Here is a 20,248-nt window from a genome sequence, read left to right on the forward strand (position 1 = left end):
CTTAGGCCAGCATAGGTTTGTGGCCCAGCGCCCAGGGGCTCGTGGGGTCAAACCAATCAATAATGCGATGACGATCGTGCTGTACCACATCTTCGATTTTGCGTACCGCGTCGGCATGGCCGCCCAAACGGATGTAGTCGTCGAGTTTCATTGAAAACTCGATGGGTGCGACGATAGCGGGTGTAGGTACGTAGCCAAACGAGTTGTCGGGCATGCGCAAAACATCGACCATCACGGTAATACCGCCGCCCGACCAAACATAGGCCGGCGCGCCACCGCAAGTCACATTAACCAGCGCCGTCTTGATAGAGTTCGTCAGCCAGATGGGGTTTTCTGTCACGCCGGCACGCAATGAGCCGCCTGCCCCCCCCAGGAACATGACACTGCACATCGAGGGCTCACAGTTTTCGCCGATACGATCGACGGTTTTTTGCAAGGCTTCGGGCATGGGCTTGCGCTGCGGCGTCAGTTGGTCGTCGAGTTCGTAGTATTCGGCGTGCTCGCCTGTTGTCGAAGTGATCAGCAGACGCAGGCCTGGCCAGGCCACATCGGCGTCCCAACCTTCAATAATGGTCAGGGCGTCGGTGATGTCGGTGCCGCCCCAGCCATTGCCGGGATTGGCTACCTGGAAGTAACGGCCCGGCGTTGATTTGCGACCTTTCAGTTTGATGCCCGACGGCGGGATATCGAGACACTTGCCGGCCTGGTGCTCGGACAGCACCCCGGTGATGTGGTCATCGACCACAATGACCTCGTCGACATGGCTCCACCACTGCTTGGCAAAAATACCAATCGTGGCCGAGCCGCAGCCCACGCGCATACGTTTTTCTTCAACGCCATCGACAATGGGGGCTTTACCCGCCTGCACAACCAGTTGCGCGCCGCCATCAATAGACAATTCGACCGCCTGCTTGTTGCCCAGCGCCATCATCATGTCGCAGGTTAAACGGCCTTCTTTTTTACTGCCGCCTGTTAAGTGGTGTACGCCACCCAGCGAAAGCATTTGCGAACCGTATTCTGCCGTGGTGACGTGGCCGACGATTTCGCCTTTAAAGCGCACGTTTGATTGCTCGGGCCCCAGGTAGCGGTCGGTGTCGATTTTGACCTTGAAACTGCAGTAACTGAAAATGCCTTCGGTGACGACGGTAACCATATCGACGCCTTGCTGACGCGACGACACAATGAACGGTGCAGGTTTGTAGTCGGGGTAGGTCGTACCCGACCCAACGCCGGTAACGAACAGGCTGTTTGCATCTTCGACATCAGCTTCGGCAATGTCGTGCATTTCCAGCGTCGTGAGCGAATCGGGGGCCTCGCAGGCGACCGGTTCTGCACGCACCGCCTGGCCAGAGTCATCGAGACGACGCATGAGCACGACCGGATCGATACGCACCAATTGGCCATCATGGTTGCCCCAGCGGTCGCACGCACCCGTGCGACCCTCGGTAATTTGGCACAAGACCGGACAGGCATTGCACTCGACCTTGTTGGTGGCCATTTTTTCGCTGCGGGGCTTGGATTTTTCGAGCACGGTGGGGCCTGAAGTACTGGACGTAGTGTCGTCCAGGTTGTCCATGCTGTGGTCGATTTTGGTGTGTTCGGTCATGTCTGGCAACTCCGTTGGCGTGGCGTATAGGCCTGGTTGCAATGCCGGGGCACGCCATTTTTTGCCCCCGCTTATTTATAGTGTGTTACTTGCTTTAAGCTATAACAGCATAAACGCAAGCACCATGTTTGATAATAAACAAAAAGATTTTTAACAGCAATAATTATAGTGTGTACGTTGTAATTATCGGCACCACAACCCGGCAACGTCCTCTGCCAGAATCACATCGCCAAATAGGGTCTGGATATTGTTCAGGGTGGCGTTATGCTCTTCATCGGTCAGCGTGGCATTGGCATCGGCCAAAAATGCCACGCGGTAATTCAGTTGGGCCGCGTCGCGCGCAGTACTTTCCGAACAGCAGTTGGTCATGGTGCCCGAAATAATGACGTTTTCGATACCCCGGGCTTTCAATTGCTTGTCCAGATCGCACGTGCCAGGGGTAAAACCACTGAAACGTGTTTTGTTGACGATCATGTCGGTTTCTTGCACCTCTAACCCGGCCCACAACTGATGCCCGTGCGCGCCCACCCGAAACGCCCCAGCCGAACCGGCCTTGGCCTGCGGTGACGAAATCATGTCGTACCAGAACGTCCAGGGTGTGGACTCGGTGTCATCGTAAGTAAAGCGCAAGAACACATTCAGGCCACCCGCCGCACGTACTTCACGGCTGACTTTATTGATATTGGGAACGATGTCGCGCGCCAACGGAATCTCAACCGGCGCACCGGGCTCGAGAAAGCCATTTTGCATATCCACAATCAAGTGCGCGGTACGCTTCGGGTCAAGCCCTTCCAGTACTCGCACCCGGCCACGGTGGCCGCGACTGCGCTCAACCAGTTCTGGCGACAGATGAATCTTATGCATTGGCTTTCCTTATTTCGCTGTTAGCAACTGCTGGCGCGTTTGCAGATGGGCGCGCAGCATCTTCTGCCCCCGTCTGCGCAGATGAAAAACGACGCCAGGCGCGCGGCAGCGGCAACTTGAACAAGCGGCCAAAAATGCCATCGGGCATAGCGATAACTGTCAAGATGAACAAGCCACCCAGCGTCAGCAACCAATACGGCCCCAGTGTGCTGGACAGCACGCTTTCTACCCAGCGCACCAAAATAACGCCCAGGAATGCGGCCAACAGCACCGCACGACCACCGACGGCTACCCAGATCAGAACTTCGGTAGATAGCGCCGTGCCGATAATGGCTGGCGAAACAAAACCGAACTGTGCCGTAAATAGCGCCCCGGCATAGCCGGCCATAGCACCCGAGAACGTAAACGCCATCACTTTGTAGTCGGTCGTGCGATAACCGAATGACGCCGTCCGGACTTCGTTGTTGCGAATACCGGCCAACACGGCCCCCAGCGGCGAGCGCTGCACGAACAAGGCCAGCAAATAAATCGCCAATGCAGACAGCAGTACGACATAGAACATTTCGTTGGTCGTCATCATGTCGCCGCCGCGCCACCCGGCGAACAAGGGCGGCACCCCCAACAAGCCGTCGAAACCACCGATGAAATCAATACGCTGAGCGATGATCTCGACTACCACTGCGGCACACAGCGTAACGATGGCAAAGAACGCCCCCGACAGACCACGTCCAACAAACAACAACTTACCCAAAATGTAGGCAGCAATGGCCGGGCCCGCCGTAGCCAACAGCAAACCCATGACTTGCGACCCGCCAAACCATGTAAATTTTTCCAGCGTTGTCAGCGCCATTAAATAAGCACCCAACCCAAAGAAGATGGCTTGGCCAAAACACAAAATGCCCACCTGCCCCCAAATAAACGACAGGCTCATAGCCAAAATGCCGTAAGTCAGATACTGACCGAACTGGCTGACCGTCCACTCGTCAAGGGCCAGCGGCGCCATAAACAGTAGCGCCCATACGACGACGGTAAGAGTAATGCTCAAAGACCATTGCTTGTTCATATCAACGCTTCCGGGTGATCAGGCCTTCGGGGAAAAGGCGAATCAGGACAATTGCAAGAATGAAGACTGCGACCTGTGCAGCTACCTGAGTATCGATAGAGGCAACCACAGTATTGGTGGAGCCGATCAAGCCAACCCCCAACACCACACCCATCAGATGCGCAACGCCGCCCACCATAATGGCCAGGAAGGCTGGGATCAGGAAGCCGCCACCCATTTGCGGGTCGACGCTCATGATGGGCGCCATGACCGCCCCGGCAAAACCCGCCAACGCCGCACCAAAGGCAAAGGTCCATCGGTCCATGCTGCGGGTATTCAGCCCAAGCGACGCGGCCATGCTGCGATTGGCGATAACCCCTCGCACAGCCAGGCCCAGATGGGTGCGGTAAAACACCAGGAACACCGCCAGCGTGACCAGCAGGGCCATACCCATAATGAACAGGCGCATCGATGGATAGACTACGCCCAGAATATTGACGGGGTCAGGGATGGGGTTGACGATGCTTTGCGATGTTGGCCCGAAGCCAATCACAATGGCTTGCTTAATGACAATTGAAATGCCCCAGGTGGCCAGAATGGTGTCGATAAACCGGTGATAGACATGCCGGATCACAAACTGCTCGATAAGGATGCCGACAAAGGCCAGAAACAGGGGTGCCAGAATCAATGACAACCAGTAAGGCAGTTGCAGCGCCTGCGTCATGACGACGGTGTACGCTCCCAGCAAGAAGAACTCGCCGTGCGCCATGTTGATGACGTTCATCAGGCCGAAGATCACCACCAGCCCCAGGGCAACCAGCAACAGGCTGAGCGAATAGCTCAGTGTGTCCAGGCCCAGCTCAATTACGAAATTCATGCTTCGCTCCGTTGAGTTCTACACCGACAGGTATTTATGGATGGGCGTGGGGTCGTCACGCAGGGCCTGCACCTGATCGGTTTCGTAGACGATGTGACCGTTTTCCATGAACAGACAGCGCTGGGCCATGCCCAGCACCAGCTCCATGTTTTGCTCGACCAACAAAATGGTCAACCCCTGCTCCTTGGCAATTCGACTGAGCACACGACCTATTTCCTGCACGATGGAGGGCTGGATACCTTCAGAGGGCTCATCAAGCAGCAGCAACTTGGGCTTACCGATCAGCGCGCGAACAATAGCCAGTTGCTGCTGTTGCCCGCCCGACATGCTGCCGCCACGCTGGGAACGTCGTTCGCGCAAAATGGGGAACAGATCAAATGCCCAGTCGGGGATGTCTTTCGACATGCCGGGATGACCCAGCAGCCCCATGCGCAGATTCTCTTCAACGGTGAAGTCACCGAAAATATCGCGCCCTTGCGGCACGTACCCCATGCCCATCCGGGCAATTTCATAAGGCCGCTTACCGACGATTTCCTGACCGTCAAATTGCATGCTGCCTTGCGTAACCGCCACATGCCCCATCAGCGCCTTCAAGAACGTGGTCTTGCCCATGCCATTACGGCCCAATAAGGCGACCACTTCGCCTTTTTTGATGCTCATTGAAAAACCGTCGAGCACTCGGCTGCCGGCCAGGTAACCGGCCACTACATCTTTGACGTCCAACATTACGCGCTTCCCCCAAGATAGGCCGCGACCACTTCGGGGTCGTTCTGAATTTCATCCAAGGTGCCTTCGCGCACTACGCGACCGCGCAGCATCACCACCAGCCTGCAATCGAGTGCTCGCACAAAGCTCATGTCGTGCTCGATGACCAGCACTGTCTTGCCGTACTCGGTCTGCAAGCGCCGGACCAGTTCGGCAGTTTTTTGGGTTTCGGGTACGGACATGCCGGCGGTGGGCTCGTCAAGCATGATGAGATCGCCGTCGTAGGCCAAGAGCATCGCAATTTCGAGCCATTGCTTTTCGCCGTGCGCCAGGGTTTCGACCTTGTCGGTAGCCTTTTCGGTCAGCCCGCATAAGTTCAGCAACTCGCCAAGACGGCCGGTGGGCCTTGCAAAGAGTGTTTGCAAAATACCGGACTTGCTCGACTTGTCTGCCTGCCCCACCTGCCCCGCCAACGGAATCATGAGGTTCTCGACGACAGTCAGTTCGGGATACACCCCAGGGATCTGGAATTTGCGCGAAATGCCCATCCGTGCCACCTGATAGGCAGGCATTTTCGTGATGTCGGTGTCTTTGAAAATGACTTCGCCTTCATCGGCCCGCAGGTTTCCTGTGAGGATATTGAATAAGGTAGTCTTCCCGCAGCCGTTGGGCCCAATAATGCAATTGACAGTCCCACGCTGCACGGTCAAAGAAAGACCGTGCAACACCGTAATGCCGCCAAACCGTTTAACAATTGATCGTGCTTCCAGCATATTTGTCCCCCAAGGCCGGTTCAGCAACGATTAGGCCGCGCACTGCTGCGAAGCTTTCACTAGGCCAATGTCCTTCAAGACAACCATCTTGCCCCCTTGCGCTTGCGCAATCAGGATATTCAGGTCGGCATGGCGGTCACTGGCACGCAACGACACTTCGCCATTGCCCGACATCAGGGTCTGACCCACAATCGCGTCAGTAATCGCTTCTTTGTCGTCAGAGTTGGCGCGCTTGATGGCCTCGATATAGAAGCGTGTCATGGTGTAGTGGGCATCTACCGTGTTGCTGACAATTGCGTTCGGGCCGAACTTGTCGCGTACTTTCTTGACCAGGGCCTTGGCTTCGGGCTTGTCGAGCGCTTCGGTAAAGTTGCAGACGGTGATGATGCCTTCGGATTCGCCCGGCGTCAGACCAGCCAGATAGTTTTCACTAAAACCGAAGAATGCAACCTTGATCTTGTCTTTCAAGCCAGCTGCGGCAAATTGCTTGATAAAGGTCACGGCATCGGCGCCCACAATCGACATCACGACCACATCAGCGCCCGACGACTCGATTTTTCGCAAGGTGCTGGTGTAGTCTTTAACGCCCCATGGGGTGTATTCGGTGGCGACGACTTTGGCCCCTTTTTCAGCGGCCACCTTATCAATAGCCTCGTTCATTTTGCGCGGCCAGACGTAATCACTGCCGATCAGAAAGAGATTTTTTCCGACATTTTCAGCAACGTACGGAATGAATGAATTGACCCACTGGTCGGGCACGGAGCTATAGAGCGTCACATAGCGGCTGCAGGTACCGCCTTCATAATCGGTGGCGTACAGCAGCGGCACTTTATAACGTTCAACCAAAGGTCGAATCGCGTCGCGCTCGGCGCTGGTGACGGGGCCAATAATGGCGTTGACGCGATAGCGCCGAATCAACTCGTTGGTGCGCTCAACGGCTGTTTTAGGGTCGGTTTTGGTATCGGCCCGGATCATTTCAAACATGCGGCCGTCTAACACGCCGCCCGATGCGTTCGCCTCTTCAAGCGCCAGGCGAATCGCTTGTCCGCCCTGCTCGCCAAGGGCCTCGAGCCCGCCCGAAAAGGGCTGCAAAACACCAACTTTGATGGTTTCTTTGGCAAACGCCAACTGCGGCATACCTGCCATTCCAGCGCCCAGCATGCCTGCCGAGGCCAACAACAAAGAACGACGACGCGGGTTGAAGACTGCATTGTTTTTGGTAGACATGTGGAGCTCCTGTGATGGAAGATTTTGAATCGCTATTCGCAAGCAACGATCGTTAACGGACTGCCCTGCTGCAGGCTGGCAACCACCGAATCCGACCGAGACACCACGCCAAAGTGCGTGGCAATGTCGTATAACGAGGACGCCTGTTCGCGCGGGCCGGTCGCCGCCACGCCGTCTTCAACGACGACCACCCGGTAGCCCAAAAAGAAGGCATCGTGAACTGTCGAGCGCACGCAGATGTTGGTGACCACCCCCATGCAAACCAGCGTGTCAACGCCCAGGTCTTTGAGGGTCAGGTCAAGGTCAGTATTGAAAAAGCCCGAAAACCGGCGTTTGGTTACGTAGTGATCTTCGGGGGCCTGTTCGAGGGCATCGACCACCGCAGAACCCCACTCGCCTTCCATACAGTGCGGTGTACGTTTAAGGAACTCACGATCACACTTCATGCCATGCCGGTGCTTATCTTGAATATGAACGACCGGCGCACCCGCCACGCGAGCCGCCCGCATAACCGCATTCTGGGGCGGGTAAAGCACCTCGGCGCCCGGCAGCACCATGGCACCGCCCTCGGTGCAGAAGTCGTTGATCATGTCGATAACCAAAACTGCGGTGCGGCTCGGATCCAGAACGAAATTCTGGTCAGATTGACGATGTTCAGAAAAAGTGGAAACCATGCGTAGCAACCCCTAATCAATGGGACTAAAAATATCGATAAGCATTACCGCGCCTCAGCCAGCGCGCGCTGTGCTGCGTCAGACTGCACAGCGGCGTTTACAGGCCACTTGCGCACCGATCGCAGCGTAATGTCGGTAATAAACGCCTTCCAGTGCGCCAGGTTGTCGGCTGCATGCAGGTCGACACTTAAAAACGCACTTAAGGTGTAGCGGTTTGACAGGTAGAAGTAGCCCAGCGCGGCGATTTCTATGTAGAGGTCGCGTGCGCTGATGTCATCACGAAACAGGCCTTTTTCAACGCCTGCGCGCAGCACCTGGTCCAGCACCTGCACGGCCGGCGACGACAGCCGCGCCACCTGACCCGATTTTTTTATGTGCTTGCCCTGCTGCAGGTTTTCGCTGTTCAGCAAGGTCATCATCTCGGGGTGGGCCTGGTAGTAATGCCACACAAAATGCACGACCGTGGTCAGTGCCTGTTCGGGGTGGGCCAAGTCAAACTCAAGCTCGGCTTCGGCCTCGTTCATGCGGGCGTAGGCGGTTTCCAGCACTTCGACAAACAGTTTCTCTTTACTGCCGAAGTAGTAATAAATCATGCGATCGTGCGTGCGCGACAACCGTGAAATCTGTTCGATTTTGCCGCCGGCAAAGCCATAACGGGAAAACACGCGCGTAGCGGCGCGTAAAATAGCGTCGCGGGTTTTCTGGGCACGAGCCTGGGTAGCCACTTCCACAGAAGGTTTTGTTTTGCGTCTGAGAGTTGCCATGACCCCGCCTGGTTGACTGATTGAAGACCATTCTGGGCGGGCAAACAAATGTAGTCAACACCGAATAATTTGGTATTTACTACATTAAATTTATGACGTACCATGTGGAAAATTTTTGTGTACTTTATTCCCGGATAGGCCCTGCCATGACCCACGTTGTAACTGAAGCCTGTATTAAATGCCGCTATACCGACTGCGTTGACGTCTGCCCAGTCGACTGCTTTCACATTGGTCCGAACTTTTTGGTCATTGACCCCGAAGAGTGCATTGACTGCGCCGTCTGTGTAGCCGAGTGCCCGGCCGAAGCCATTTATGCCGAAGAAGACCTGCCGCAAGATCAAATGGACTTCATTCGCATCAATGCCGAACTGGCAGCCGAATGGGAAGTCATCTCGAAAAGCATGGGTGCGCTGCCCGACGCCGACGAATGGAAAGACAAACCTAACAAACGTGAGCTGCTTGAGCGCTAAGAAGCGTCAGACCGCATTCGCGGGACGGCTCAACACACAGGCCATCCAAGCGCCTGTCACAGGACTAGACAATGCATAAAAATTGGATTGCCGGCGAGTGGATCGGCGCCTCGAACGTACAGCAAAACATCAACCCGTCCGACCTGAACGATGTCGTAGGCGAGTATGTACGCGCTTCGGCCGACGAAGTCGAAACGGCCGTTTCTGCGGCCTATCAGGCATGGCCCAACTGGTCGTTAAGCACACCGCAGCAACGGTTTGACGCCCTTGATTTTGTGGGCACCGAACTGCTGGCCCGTAAGGCAGAACTGGGTGAACTGCTGGCGCGCGAAGAAGGCAAGACATTGCCCGAAGCTGTTGCCGAGGTTGCCCGCGCAGGCCAGATTTTTAAATTTTTTGCCGGTGAAGCCTTGCGCATTACAGGCGATGCCGTCGCCTCGGTACGCCCAGGCATCCAGGTCGAGGTCACCCGCGAACCGCTAGGGGTTGTGGGCATTATCACTCCCTGGAACTTCCCCATTGCCATCCCCGCCTGGAAAATCGCGCCGGCGCTGGCCTACGGCAACTGCGTCGTGTTCAAACCTGCCGACCTGGTCCCTGGTTCGGCCTGGGCGCTGGCCGAAATCATCAGCCGAAGCGGGCTGCCGGGTGGCGTATTCAACCTGGTCATGGGCCGCGGTTCGGTAGTAGGCGCGGCATTTATCGACGACCCGCGCGTTACCGCCATCACCTTTACGGGTTCGGTGGGTACCGGCCATGGCATTTTGCAGCAAGCCGCGCAAAAGCAGAAAAAAGTCCAACTGGAACTCGGCGGCAAGAACCCGCTGGTTATTCTGGATGACGCCGACCTCGAAACCGCGCTCGATTGCGCGATTCAGGGGGCCTTTTATTCGACAGGCCAACGCTGCACCGCCAGCAGCCGCATCATTGTCGAGAAAGGCATTTACGACCAATTTACCGACACGCTGGCCAAACGCACGGCAGCATTGCGCGTGGGCCACGCTTTAGATGCCAACACCCAAATCGGGCCCGTAGCCGATGCATCGCAACTTCAACAAGACTTGGATTACGTCAAAATCGGACAAGACGAAGGTGCGCAGTTGCTTTGCGGCGGGCAAACACTCGAAGGCAAAACACCTGGCTACTACTTCAGCCCGGCCGTGCTGGCTAATGCCACCAACGACATGCGCGTTTCGCGCGAAGAAATTTTTGGCCCTGTGGCCACGGTTATTAAAGCCGACGACTACGATCATGCATTAGCGCTGGCCAACGACACCGAATTCGGCTTGAGTTCGGGCATTTGCACGCAGTCGCTGAAACGGGCTACGCATTTCAAACGCGCTATTCAGGCGGGCATGACGATGGTCAACGTCCCCACCGCCGGGGTCGACTACCATGTGCCGTTTGGTGGCCGCAAAGGCTCAAGCTATGGCCCGCGCGAGCAAGGTCGCTATGCGCAAGAGTTTTTCACGATTGTAAAAACAGCCTATACCAAGGCGTAATCGCAAGCGCTAAAAAAACCGGCTGCCATTTGGCTAGCCGGTTTTTTTATTTCAGGATGACTCTAGCGCTAGCGCCGCATTTCTGCGGAGAGTGCGGCGATTGAGGCACCATTGACGATCTGCTCGAATTGTTCCGCGCTGTGCAGCACCGCATCGAAAGGAGGAATATCTCCGAAAATCATGCCTGCCATCGCTTCATAATCTTTTCTGAGCGCCTCTCGCATCGCCGTATTCGGTGTAAGGGTAAATGTGCCCGCTACTGCACTGCCGAGCCCCAAATCAGCACTGCCGAAGAACAGCCTCGCATGGTTGGCGCAGTCGGTCGCCAGAACGTGATCTTCCTGCCAGGCAGCCGCTAACGGTGCCTGCATCAGCTGATGCACGTCATAGTAGTGACGCGAAACACGTTGCCCACCGTACCGTAGCTCACCGCGACGGTCATGCCACTGGCGTAGCCCGTGCAAGATCATGACCTTGTCCCAGAAGGTGCGTTCGGGTTTCACGGTGATTACGTTCGTCACGGTCAAGTCCAGGTCGGGCAGGTCCGTCATGACGTACGGAGTGACGGAAGCCGCGACATGCGGATCAAGTGCCGATTTGGCACCGGCCTCAATCTTGACCGCTGAGCGTATGTAGCTGCTGGTGGTGGCTGTGACAGAGGGATACCAGAACAGTAAACTCTGACCATCCTTGTCGTCGGGATCGAGTTCCAGCCGAAAGCGACTCTCGGGAATGAGCGATGCCGCGAGATGAGTGAACTGCGCGATCAATGACTCTGCGATATAGGCCTGACACGCCTTGCGGATCGCTTCGAGACGCGCACGGCGCTTCTTGCCGCTCAGCGCATCCAGATCAGCAACCTCGGCACCTTGCCCCAAGTCATCACGAAACACTGTGATGTCGATGTCTTCGGAAAAGCGGGAGATCAGACCGAAGGCCTTGGAGAGCGAAGTGCCGCCCTTGAACAGCAGGCGGGGGCCACCCGTTCCCAGGCCATTGAACAGTGCATCTAGTGTCCAAGAGACCCAGAAATCCTTTTCAATGTTCTGAACCGCCGTACCGAGGCGGACTGAGGCGCCAAGAAACAAGTCTCGCCGCTCGGCGTCGCTAGCTGTGATGATGGTACTGAATGCTGGGTTCACGAGGCCTCCCCGTGTTTGGCCCCGCGGCGGCGTGCAGGCTGAGATTTTTTGGTGTCGAGAGTTTCTGGTGTTGCGGCCCTTGTTTCCTGCGGGTCACACCCAGGTAGCTCTCGGATCAGGCTTTGCATCCACGCCGGCAATACATTGAAACCATCGAGCAGGTCCTGGCGGATCGCCGGACCATGGACGGGATCGGCGAGCACGTTAGTCAGCTTTCCCTGAATGAAAGAACGCTCAGAAGTCAGAGTGTCCTTTAACCAGTAAAGCGCCTGCACGATGCGCATGGCCGGGCGTCCCGCCCAGTAGAGACGACTGGGCGCTGTCTGTTTGAACTCGATGGTGAGCTTGTCGAGTTGAACCGCACGTCGGCGGGTGTCGGTATGGATGGTTACGCGAGCGGGTACCGCGTCGGTCAAACCGAGATCATTGGCGGCAGTCATACCATCTACCAGCAATCGCAGGTGATCGCGGCGGGCGATGGCTTCCGCCACGGCGCGGTAGTCTGGGGTCGTGGGACGTTTGGTCAGGCTATTGATCTTGGGCTTGTCATATAGGCCTCTGTCGATGCGACGCAACTCGCCCGCCTGCACCATGCGCTGCAGAGCCTTGTCGATAGCATCACGGCTGCCCAACTGTGCAAAGTCGGTTGGTACCCAAACCCGCCCGGGCTTAGCCGCTTCAATCAGAGCGGAAATGTGAGATTTGAGTGCGGACATTGCCCCTCCTGTCCGATATTTATATATCTTTTTCGGACATTTAACAATGCATCGTCCGAAATTTGTAGTTTTATTTCGGACTGATCCAGCCATCAAGAAATACCTGACAGCGGACATTTTTTATGCGGCTTACCAGCGACCCGAGGCGCCGCCACCGCCACTGCTGCCACCGCCCCCGCCAAAACCACCGCCACCAAAGCCGCCGCCGAACCCGCCAGCGCCAAAGCCCCCGGCTGCGCCGATACGACCGGCACGGCGGCGCATGCCGCCCCCACCGGGCCCGCCCTTGCCGCCGCCCTTTTTATCTATCCAGGCACGCAACGCACGACTGACAAAGAAGGCTACGACCGCACCGCCCAGGGCAATAAAGATATTGCCCCACGCGACATAAAGCACAATGCCGGTGAAAGGCGCAGCCACCCATGGCAGTGCAGCAAAAAAGAAAAACAGCAAAAGCAACGCGCTCCACAGTTCTGCCGATTCGTCATCGGCCGATACCGCACCTGTTTCCGGCGGCGGAAGGTCTTCCCCGTCGACCAATAGAATCAGGCTGTCGACACCCGCCGAAACCCCACCGGCAAAATCACCGGCCTGAAAACGCGGTACGACCTGCTCTCGGATAATGCGGCCGGCCAACAAGTCGGGCACGGCGCCTTCCAGCCCGTAACCGACTTCGATCCGCATAGCCCTGTCGTCTTTGGCCACGACAAACAAAATGCCATCGTCAACCGACTTACGCCCCAACTGCCATTGTTCGAATGCACGCAACGCGTATTGCTCGATGCTGTCAGTCCCCGTGGTGGGCACCATCAAGACGGCAATCTGCGCCCCCTTGCGCTGCTCTAGTGCCGCCAGGCGTGCTTCGATGTCTTGCACTGAAGCGGCGTCGAGCGTACCGGTGGTGTCGGTGACGCGCGCCTGCAGCGGCGGCACGGCGGCGTCTTGCGCCAATGCCGGGGAAGCCAGGAAGCCAAGCACGACCGCCAAGATAAATGCCCCAAACCATATCAGCCAACGACTGAGGCCAAACCCACCACTGCCGCCCGGGCGATTAACCTGCGCCATCATGGGAGTGCTTAGTTACCTGCCGGCGCTGCCGCGCTAGGCACGTCGAACTTGACCTCGGGGTTGCGCATGATGTCGGCCTGGCGGTCGACCCCGTAGTTTTCTTTAACACCGTAGCCAAATAACTTGGCTGTCAGCAACGTTGGGAATTGGCGGATGTAGACGTTGTAGTCTTGCACGGCACGCACGTAGCGGCCGCGCTCGGCGGCAATGCGGTTCTCGGTGCCCTCAAGCTGAGTCATCAGGTCGCGGAACAAGCCGTCGCTTTTTAGCTGGGGGTAGTTTTCTGACACTGCAATCAGGCGCGACAGGGCCGACGACAATTGCGCCTGAGCCTGCTCGAACTGTTGCATGACGGCGGGGTTCGACAGGTCGTTGACTGTGACTTGAACCTTGCCGACTTGTGCACGCGCTTCGGTAACGTCGGTTAGCACCGTACGCTCGTTCACCATATAAGCATTGACCGAACTAACCAGCTTGGGCACCAACTCAGCCCTGCGCTCGTATTGGTTAAGCGTTTGCGACCAGGCTGCCTTGACCTGCTCGTCGAGGCGCTGGATTTCGTTGTAACCGCAGCCAGACAGCAGCAGCGTAATAAAGGGCATGAATAACCAAAGCAGTGCGCGTTTCATCGGTGACGTCCTAAAATACTGCAAAAATAAAAGCTTAACCCATATATGGGCTACAATACTGGCCTGCACGACGAGCCAGTCACCGTGCAGGTTGCGAGGCAAAACATGCCCGCCGCACCCGGCCAGCCGGTCTGGTGCTCATTTATCGGCCGCCTTTGCAGGCCGTTTTCTCGTCCGCCCAGACTGGTGTCGTTCACGACAGGCTGTCGCCGGAGCCCTTCTTTTGTCTACCACTGTAAATTTCGCCGACCTTGGGTTGGCTGAACCCCTTTTGCGTGCCGTTAACGGTACTGGTTATACCGCACCTACCCCTATTCAAGCTCAAGCCATACCGCAAGTGATTAAAGGCGGTGACTTGCTGGCTGCCGCGCAAACCGGTACCGGCAAAACCGCCGGCTTTACCCTGCCCATATTGCACCGTCTGTTAAACAAGCCCTTGGCCAACATGAAGGCCGGGCGCCCCCGTTGCCTGATTCTTACCCCAACCCGCGAGCTTACCGCCCAGGTTGAAGAGTCGGTACAGGTCTACGGCAAACACACCGCGCTGCGCTCTATGGTGATGTTCGGCGGTGTGAACATCAACCCGCAAATTTCAGCATTGCGCAAGCCGGTTGATATTCTGGTGGCCACACCCGGCCGCCTGCTGGACCACGCTCAGCAAAAAACCATCGATCTTTCCGGTGTTGAAATTCTGGTCCTGGACGAAGCCGACCGCATGCTCGACATGGGCTTCATTCGCGACATTCGCCGTGTTCTGGCATTGCTGCCTAAAACACGCCAGAACCTGCTGTTCTCGGCCACGTTCTCTGACGAAATCCGCGAATTGGCTAAAGGCGTACTGAACGACCCCCAGGAAATTTCCGTCGCGCGCCGTAATACCGCGTCTGAATTGGTGGATCAAAGCGTCGTCATTACCGAGCAATCACACAAGCGCGACCTGCTTAGCCACATCATCCGCGAAAGCGGCTGGCACCAGGTGCTGGTATTTACGCGCACCAAACACGGCGCCAACCGCTTGGCCGAAAAACTGGTCAAAGACGGGCTATCGGCTGCCGCTATTCATGGCAACAAAAGTCAGGCCGCACGCACCCGCGCGCTGGCTGGTTTCAAAGACGGTAAAGTCGCCGTGCTGGTAGCCACCGATATCGCCGCGCGCGGTATCGATATCGACAACCTGCCGCATGTAGTCAACTTTGAGCTCCCCAATGTGCCCGAAGACTACGTTCACCGCATTGGCCGAACCGGCCGGGCAGGCAGCGAAGGCTCCGCACTGTCACTGGTCGACAAGACCGAAATCAAATTACTGACAGCCATTGAAAAACTGATCCGCCGCCCCATTGAACGCACGACCATTGAGGGCTGGACACCCAGCATGGTCAAGCCCGACACCACCCCAGAACGCCCACCTCGCCCGGCACAAGGCCGGCGACACACCGGTGGCCGCGCTGAAGGCAGCGGTCGGCCTGGCGGCGATCGCTCGGGCAACGGGCGACCTGGCAGTGGGCGCCCCGGCGCCAACGCCCGCAGCGGCGCGGGCAGGCCGGCCGGCAATGGCGGGAACCGATCCAACACTGGCCGTTCGCAACGTTCCGGCGACGCTGGGTTCAACACCGCCCGCTCGGGCAGCTAACACTCGGTCACGATGCACGCTTAGCCGCCATCGTCTGCGGTCAACAGAAGCATCAATAGCGTCCAAACCCTGAAGGGCGCATTAGGCAAGCCATACGCACTGCCTAATGCGCCCTTTTTGCATGACACCAAAAATCTAGGGAAACACCCAATCTATAAGCGCTTTACGGCGCAAGAGCCGGTGATAGAATCGGTAACACCTGTTTTCATATTCTGTCCTTCACCGGGGCCGCAGCATGCCTGAAGAAATCGGTTTCTTTTTCGAGAACCACCCCGACCCCATGCTCGTTTACGAGCCCAATAGCCTGCGCATCCTCGCAGCCAATCGCGCTGCCTCCGAGGTCTATGGCTACACGAACGAAGAATTCCTGAACATGACCATTGCGGCCATGAGGCCGCCTGAAGACGTGCCCCGCCTGCTGGCCATCGTCAAACAAGTCGCAGGGCAACGGGGCGCAGGCAATATGTGGCGCCACCGCACCAAGGCAGGCAAAATCATATACGCCGACGTCTTGTCGCAGCCTCTGGCCTACCATGGCGCGCACGCGCGACTGGTCGTCATTCGCAACGTCACAGCCAGCACGCATCTTCAAACCTTTGTCGAAGCCCTGCCCGGCAAGTTCATGGTTCTCGACGCCAACGACCTGACGATAGTATCGGCCAGCGACGAGTATCTTGCGGCCACCATGTGCAAGCGCGAAGACATCAAAGGCCGACACTTGTTCGACGCCTTCCCGGCCGACCCGAACGACGCCGACCAAGACGGCGTGACCACCCTTCAACGCTCTTTGACCCGCGTCATAGAAAGCCGTCAGGCCGACAGCATGGCGGTGCAGCGTTACCCCATCCCACGCCCACCCGAACAGGGCGGCGACTTTGAAGAACGGTTCTGGAGTGTCGTCAACAGCCCCATTTTCGGTTACGAAGGCAATGTGGCCTACATCATTCACCGGGTTGAAGACGTCACCGATTTTGTGCGGCTGGCCGAAAGTCCTAACGATGAAGACGCCGAATCCGCAAACGTTCATTTAATCGAAAGTCACAGTAAGCAGCTGGCCACCGACATTCTGGTGCGATCCCGCGAACTTAAAGAAACCAACGCACGCCTTTCAGAGTACGAAGCCAATTTGCGTATGGCTCAGCGCCTGCTGGGGCTAGGCATTTGGCGATTGAATATCGATACAAATGAGATCGTCTGGTCCGACGACATCTACACGATGTTCGGGCAAACGCCCACCGAGTTTGGTCACTCAATCGAGACATACATTGCGCTCGTTCACCCTGACGACCGCGCCGCCTTCGACGCCTATGTCGCAGAATATCTCGATAATCCGGCTCCCACGTTCGAACTCAACCATCGCATCGTGCGGCCCGACGGCAAAATCATTTACATACGCGGCATTGCCGAACTGACCACAACGCCCGATGGTCGACTGCTCAACGGTGTGGTGCAAGACATCACGGCCGACATCCAGGCGCGCCAGCAATCACTTATGCTGGCCCAGCGCCTGGCCCAAACCCTCGACAGCATGAGCGATGCGTTTTACTTGCTCGACAAGCAATGGTGTTTTTCTTATATCAACGCCGAGGGCGAACGCCTGCTGCATCGCAAGTACGATGACCTGATCGGGCGCAATGTCTGGGAAGCCTTCCCCGAGGCGGCCGAGTCCATTATCAGAACTGAATACGAAAGAGCTATTGCCGACAATACGGCCGTCGAATTTTCGCTGTATTTTGCCCCCCTGAAAACCTGGTTCGAAATCAACGCCTACCCTAGTTCCGAGGGGCTGGCGGTGTACTTTCGCGACATCACCGAACGACGCGAACTGGCCGAACGCCTGAACCAGTCGCAAAAAATGGAGGCTATTGGGCAACTGACCGGTGGCGTTGCTCACGACTTCAACAATTTGCTGACCGTTATTCTGGGTAACGCCGAGCTACTTAAAGAGTCGCTCGACGACCAGCCATCGTTGCGGCTGTTTGCCGAAATGTCGGCCAGTGCGGCCGAACGCGGCGCCGAGCTGACGAACCGGCTACTGGCCTTTGCGCGGCGCCAGGCGCTAGAGCCCAAGGTCATCGACACCAACAAGCTGGTCTGCGGCATCGAAGGGCTGCTTCGACGCGCCCTGAACGAAGACATAGATATTGAGCTCGTGCGAGGTGGCGGCGTATGGCCGGCCGAAGTTGACCCCAGCCAGCTCGAGTCAGCGCTATTAAACATGGCTATCAATGCACGCGATGCCATGCCCGATGGCGGCAAGCTGACCATCGAAACTGCCAATGCCCGCCTTGACGATGCTTACGCCGAAGCCCATCCGGACGTCAAACCCGGCCAGTATGTGATGATTTCCGTATCGGACACAGGCACGGGCATGCCAGCCGACGTTATCGCCAGGGCCTTCGAGCCGTTCTACACAACCAAGCCCGCCGGCAAAGGCAGCGGGTTGGGGCTGTCGATGGTGTATGGGTTTGTGAAGCAGTCGGGTGGGCACATCAAAATTTATTCGGAAATCGGCGAAGGCACGACGATACGGTTGTACTTCCCCCGCGCCAACCCGACGGGCATCGACGACACCTTCGAACCTGCCCGCAAGGTAGTACCCGGCCACGAACACATTTTGGTGGTCGAAGACGACGAACTGGTCCGCACCCATGTGGTCACCCAACTAAAAGGCCTAGGTTACCGGGTCACCGAAGCCGCTAGCGGACAGGCCGCCCTAGACATTATTAAACGGCATAGCGACATCGACCTGCTGTTCACCGACGTAGTCATGCCTGGCGGCATCAATGGCCGCCAATTAGCCGACCAGGCCATGGCGCTGCGTCCGGCGCTTAAGGTGCTGTATACCTCGGGTTACACCGAAAACGCCATTGTTCACCATGGCCGTTTGGACCAGGGCGTACACCTTTTGGCCAAGCCCTACAGGCGTAGCGAACTGGCCTCGAAGCTGCGCAAGGCGCTAGAACAGTAAACACACAACCCTAAAAAAACGCACCAAATTGGCGCGTTTTTTGTTGCTTATGTCATACAAATCATAGCGATTTTGAGAGGATTTTGGCGGCACACAACAGATTTTGAGAGGAGTTTATTTTGTGCTTGTCGGCCTAGGTAAATTGACCCAGAATTATTTCAAAGTTTGTCTTTCTGTCTCTATTTTCTCTCTCGGCCTGGCCGGCCTGCCTAATATGACCAAAAAAATTTTTGCGCTAAAAAAACTTGGTGCGGCGTTGCTATTTGTCTCTCCGCTGTTGGCCCACACGGGCAAGGTCAATGCTCAAGCACTGGCCGACGAACTCGACCGCGTTCTTAAGCAGCACCAGCTTATACAAATGGTTGACGCCGACGTGGCCACCGCCCAAGAGCAGGTCAAGGTCGAACGCTCCGGCTACTACCCCAAACTTACCCTGCGTGCCGGCGCCGGCAAGCAGCATTTAAAGCGCCAAGAAGGTGAAAGCGGGCACTACGACCCCACCGAAACGAGTGTGGGTCTTAACCAGCTTATTACCGACTTTGGATACACCAATGCCCGCGTCGATGCGGCGCGTGCGGTCGTCCTCAAAGAAGAAGCGGAACGCGAACTGCAACGACAGAACCTGACTCTGGCCGCCATCGAAGCCCAGCTTCAGCTGATTCAGGCCTCGCAAGCCCTAAACTTTGCCAAGGCCTCCGAAGCCCGTATCAAAGAGCAGACATCACTTGAGAACGCCCGTATGGAGGCCGGCCGGGGCTACGCCACCGACGTGCTTCAGGCAAAAGCCCAGTTGGCCGGCGCCGAGGCTCGCCGTGTCGGCGCCGAGCGCATGCTCAGCCTGGCACTGCACCGCTACGAAACGGTGTTCGGCACTGCGCCCGTCAACATCAAAACGCTTCAGGCCATCCATATTCCTGTCGCCTTGATGCCAACATCGCAACAGCAAATCATCGAAGGTATTGCGATGCAAAACCCCGATGTGCTGGCCGCCATTCAACGCACCAACGTTACGCTGGCCGAACGTGATGTCGCCCGCAAAAACGAGCTGATGCCGCGTCTTAGCCTGGATGTCCGTCGGGCACGCAACCACGACTACGACGGGTCGCGCGGCCGCCGCGACGACACGCGCGCCATGATTAACCTTGAATGGCAATTTGATCTGGGCATGCGTGCCATCCACGTCAGCCGCTCTGCCGACCAGGCCATTGTGTCTTCGAAACAAAAGGCCGATTACGTGCGTGTTCAGGCCCGTGAAGAGGCGCTGAACGCGTGGTCCGAATGGCAAACCTCGCGTTTGCGTTCCGAACACCTGATCAATCAGGTCAATATTGCCGGCAACTTCCTTGACCTGGCCCGCAAAGAGCGCGAAATGGGTCGCCGCTCGCTGCTCGACATCCTGAACGGCGAGGTATCGCTGTTGAATGCGCAAAGCGATGCGACCGTTGCGCGCATCGACGAAGTCATTGCGGCTTACCGCTTGCTGCGCGCCGTGGGCCGACTGTCGCCGAACATTTTGCGCGAACCCGGCATTGTTGTTCCTGCTGAATCTTTGTTAACTGCTGCATTGCCCAACGGCTGAGTTTGAATC

At 57.0% G+C, this 20,248-nt stretch carries 18 protein-coding genes; 5 read left to right on the top strand and 13 right to left on the bottom strand.

Annotated elements, in window-relative coordinates; genetic code table 11:
* Position 1: 1 nt before the first annotated feature.
* The 9 genes from PuT2_RS10775 to PuT2_RS10815 form a co-directional block, all read right to left on the bottom strand.
* A complete protein-coding gene (locus PuT2_RS10775; RefSeq protein ID WP_093971060.1) occupies positions 2 to 1,606 on the bottom strand; it encodes a 6-hydroxynicotinate reductase in 1,605 nt (534 codons plus the stop codon).
* A 183-nt stretch (positions 1,607 to 1,789) separates the two neighbouring features.
* Positions 1,790 to 2,470, bottom strand: a complete 681-nt coding sequence (locus tag PuT2_RS10780; protein WP_093971061.1) for a cysteine hydrolase family protein — start codon at positions 2,468 to 2,470, stop codon at positions 1,790 to 1,792.
* A complete protein-coding gene (locus tag PuT2_RS10785) occupies positions 2,463 to 3,533 on the bottom strand; it encodes a branched-chain amino acid ABC transporter permease (protein ID WP_093971062.1) in 1,071 nt (356 codons plus the stop codon). The genes PuT2_RS10780 and PuT2_RS10785 overlap by 8 nt, the downstream gene beginning before the upstream one ends.
* A gap of 1 nt (position 3,534) precedes the next feature.
* Positions 3,535 to 4,389, bottom strand: coding sequence for a branched-chain amino acid ABC transporter permease (locus PuT2_RS10790; RefSeq protein ID WP_093971063.1), 855 nt, complete (start codon positions 4,387 to 4,389; stop codon positions 3,535 to 3,537).
* Positions 4,390 to 4,407: 18 nt separating this feature from the next.
* Entirely contained in the window at positions 4,408 to 5,115 is a 708-nt protein-coding gene (locus PuT2_RS10795) for an ABC transporter ATP-binding protein (protein WP_093971064.1), read from the bottom strand.
* Positions 5,115 to 5,867, bottom strand: a complete 753-nt coding sequence (locus PuT2_RS10800; RefSeq protein WP_093971065.1) for an ATP-binding cassette domain-containing protein — start codon at positions 5,865 to 5,867, stop codon at positions 5,115 to 5,117. Before PuT2_RS10800 ends, PuT2_RS10795 begins: the two co-directional genes overlap by 1 nt.
* 30 nt (positions 5,868 to 5,897) lie before the next feature.
* A complete protein-coding gene (locus tag PuT2_RS10805) occupies positions 5,898 to 7,094 on the bottom strand; it encodes a substrate-binding protein (RefSeq protein WP_093971066.1) in 1,197 nt (398 codons plus the stop codon).
* A gap of 32 nt (positions 7,095 to 7,126) precedes the next feature.
* A complete protein-coding gene (locus PuT2_RS10810; RefSeq protein WP_093971067.1) occupies positions 7,127 to 7,768 on the bottom strand; it encodes a cysteine hydrolase family protein in 642 nt (213 codons plus the stop codon).
* Positions 7,769 to 7,812: 44 nt separating this feature from the next.
* A complete protein-coding gene (locus tag PuT2_RS10815; protein WP_093971068.1) occupies positions 7,813 to 8,532 on the bottom strand; it encodes a TetR family transcriptional regulator in 720 nt (239 codons plus the stop codon).
* Between the two features lie 146 nt (positions 8,533 to 8,678).
* On the opposite strand from PuT2_RS10815, the gene fdxA reads away from it, so the two are divergent.
* Both fdxA and PuT2_RS10825 read left to right on the top strand, forming a co-directional pair.
* Positions 8,679 to 9,002, top strand: coding sequence for a ferredoxin FdxA (fdxA, locus tag PuT2_RS10820; RefSeq protein WP_093971069.1), 324 nt, complete (start codon positions 8,679 to 8,681; stop codon positions 9,000 to 9,002).
* A gap of 71 nt (positions 9,003 to 9,073) precedes the next feature.
* Positions 9,074 to 10,504, top strand: coding sequence for an aldehyde dehydrogenase family protein (locus tag PuT2_RS10825; RefSeq protein ID WP_093971070.1), 1,431 nt, complete (start codon positions 9,074 to 9,076; stop codon positions 10,502 to 10,504).
* 68 nt (positions 10,505 to 10,572) lie between these two features.
* Here PuT2_RS10825 and PuT2_RS10830 read toward each other — a convergent pair whose 3' ends face one another.
* The 4 genes from PuT2_RS10830 to PuT2_RS10845 form a co-directional block, all read right to left on the bottom strand.
* Positions 10,573 to 11,646, bottom strand: a complete 1,074-nt coding sequence (locus tag PuT2_RS10830; protein ID WP_093971071.1) for a nucleotidyl transferase AbiEii/AbiGii toxin family protein — start codon at positions 11,644 to 11,646, stop codon at positions 10,573 to 10,575.
* Positions 11,643 to 12,362: a DUF6088 family protein gene (locus PuT2_RS10835; protein ID WP_233575021.1), complete on the bottom strand. Its 720-nt coding sequence runs from the start codon at positions 12,360 to 12,362 to the stop codon at positions 11,643 to 11,645. The genes PuT2_RS10830 and PuT2_RS10835 overlap by 4 nt, the downstream gene beginning before the upstream one ends.
* 129 nt (positions 12,363 to 12,491) lie before the next feature.
* Positions 12,492 to 13,430 (bottom strand): YgcG family protein, encoded by a 939-nt coding sequence (locus tag PuT2_RS10840; protein WP_254046995.1) that lies wholly within the window; start codon positions 13,428 to 13,430, stop codon positions 12,492 to 12,494.
* A gap of 8 nt (positions 13,431 to 13,438) precedes the next feature.
* Positions 13,439 to 14,059, bottom strand: a complete 621-nt coding sequence (locus PuT2_RS10845) for a LemA family protein (RefSeq protein ID WP_093971072.1) — start codon at positions 14,057 to 14,059, stop codon at positions 13,439 to 13,441.
* Positions 14,060 to 14,330: 271 nt separating this feature from the next.
* Here PuT2_RS10845 and PuT2_RS10850 point away from each other — a divergent pair, with 271 nt between their 5' ends.
* The 3 genes from PuT2_RS10850 to PuT2_RS10860 all read left to right on the top strand — a co-directional run bounded on the left by PuT2_RS10850 (position 14,331) and on the right by PuT2_RS10860 (position 20,239).
* Positions 14,331 to 15,689, top strand: coding sequence for a DEAD/DEAH box helicase (locus tag PuT2_RS10850; RefSeq protein WP_371596777.1), 1,359 nt, complete (start codon positions 14,331 to 14,333; stop codon positions 15,687 to 15,689).
* A gap of 235 nt (positions 15,690 to 15,924) precedes the next feature.
* Positions 15,925 to 18,660: a PAS domain S-box protein gene (locus tag PuT2_RS10855; protein ID WP_093971074.1), complete on the top strand. Its 2,736-nt coding sequence runs from the start codon at positions 15,925 to 15,927 to the stop codon at positions 18,658 to 18,660.
* A gap of 214 nt (positions 18,661 to 18,874) precedes the next feature.
* The gene (locus PuT2_RS10860; protein WP_123661356.1) at positions 18,875 to 20,239 is read left to right on the top strand and encodes a TolC family protein; all 1,365 of its coding nucleotides are present in this window, start codon (positions 18,875 to 18,877) and stop codon (positions 20,237 to 20,239) included.
* The last annotated feature ends 9 nt before the right edge of the window (positions 20,240 to 20,248 follow it).

The sequence above is a fragment of the Pusillimonas sp. T2 genome (genome assembly GCF_002236805.1).
In the GTDB taxonomy this organism is placed as follows: Bacteria; Pseudomonadota; Gammaproteobacteria; order Burkholderiales; family Burkholderiaceae_B; genus Neopusillimonas.

Excerpts from the sequence above, each read along its gene's own strand:
- PuT2_RS10775 (WP_093971060.1), bottom strand. The coding sequence starts at position 1,606 with ATGACCGAACACACCAAAATCGACCACAGCATGGACAACCTGGACGAC.
- PuT2_RS10780 (WP_093971061.1), bottom strand. The coding sequence starts at position 2,470 with ATGCATAAGATTCATCTGTCGCCAGAACTGGTTGAGCGCAGTCGCGGC.
- PuT2_RS10785 (WP_093971062.1), bottom strand. The coding sequence starts at position 3,533 with ATGAACAAGCAATGGTCTTTGAGCATTACTCTTACCGTCGTCGTATGG.
- PuT2_RS10790 (WP_093971063.1), bottom strand. The coding sequence starts at position 4,389 with ATGAATTTCGTAATTGAGCTGGGCCTGGACACACTGAGCTATTCGCTC.
- PuT2_RS10795 (WP_093971064.1), bottom strand. The coding sequence starts at position 5,115 with ATGTTGGACGTCAAAGATGTAGTGGCCGGTTACCTGGCCGGCAGCCGA.
- PuT2_RS10800 (WP_093971065.1), bottom strand. The coding sequence starts at position 5,867 with ATGCTGGAAGCACGATCAATTGTTAAACGGTTTGGCGGCATTACGGTG.
- PuT2_RS10805 (WP_093971066.1), bottom strand. The coding sequence starts at position 7,094 with ATGTCTACCAAAAACAATGCAGTCTTCAACCCGCGTCGTCGTTCTTTG.
- PuT2_RS10810 (WP_093971067.1), bottom strand. The coding sequence starts at position 7,768 with ATGGTTTCCACTTTTTCTGAACATCGTCAATCTGACCAGAATTTCGTT.
- PuT2_RS10815 (WP_093971068.1), bottom strand. The coding sequence starts at position 8,532 with ATGGCAACTCTCAGACGCAAAACAAAACCTTCTGTGGAAGTGGCTACC.
- fdxA (WP_093971069.1), top strand. The coding sequence starts at position 8,679 with ATGACCCACGTTGTAACTGAAGCCTGTATTAAATGCCGCTATACCGAC.
- PuT2_RS10825 (WP_093971070.1), top strand. The coding sequence starts at position 9,074 with ATGCATAAAAATTGGATTGCCGGCGAGTGGATCGGCGCCTCGAACGTA.
- PuT2_RS10835 (WP_233575021.1), bottom strand. The coding sequence starts at position 12,362 with ATGTCCGCACTCAAATCTCACATTTCCGCTCTGATTGAAGCGGCTAAG.
- PuT2_RS10840 (WP_254046995.1), bottom strand. The coding sequence starts at position 13,430 with ATGATGGCGCAGGTTAATCGCCCGGGCGGCAGTGGTGGGTTTGGCCTC.
- PuT2_RS10845 (WP_093971072.1), bottom strand. The coding sequence starts at position 14,059 with ATGAAACGCGCACTGCTTTGGTTATTCATGCCCTTTATTACGCTGCTG.
- PuT2_RS10855 (WP_093971074.1), top strand. The coding sequence starts at position 15,925 with ATGCCTGAAGAAATCGGTTTCTTTTTCGAGAACCACCCCGACCCCATG.
- PuT2_RS10860 (WP_123661356.1), top strand. The coding sequence starts at position 18,875 with ATGACCAAAAAAATTTTTGCGCTAAAAAAACTTGGTGCGGCGTTGCTA.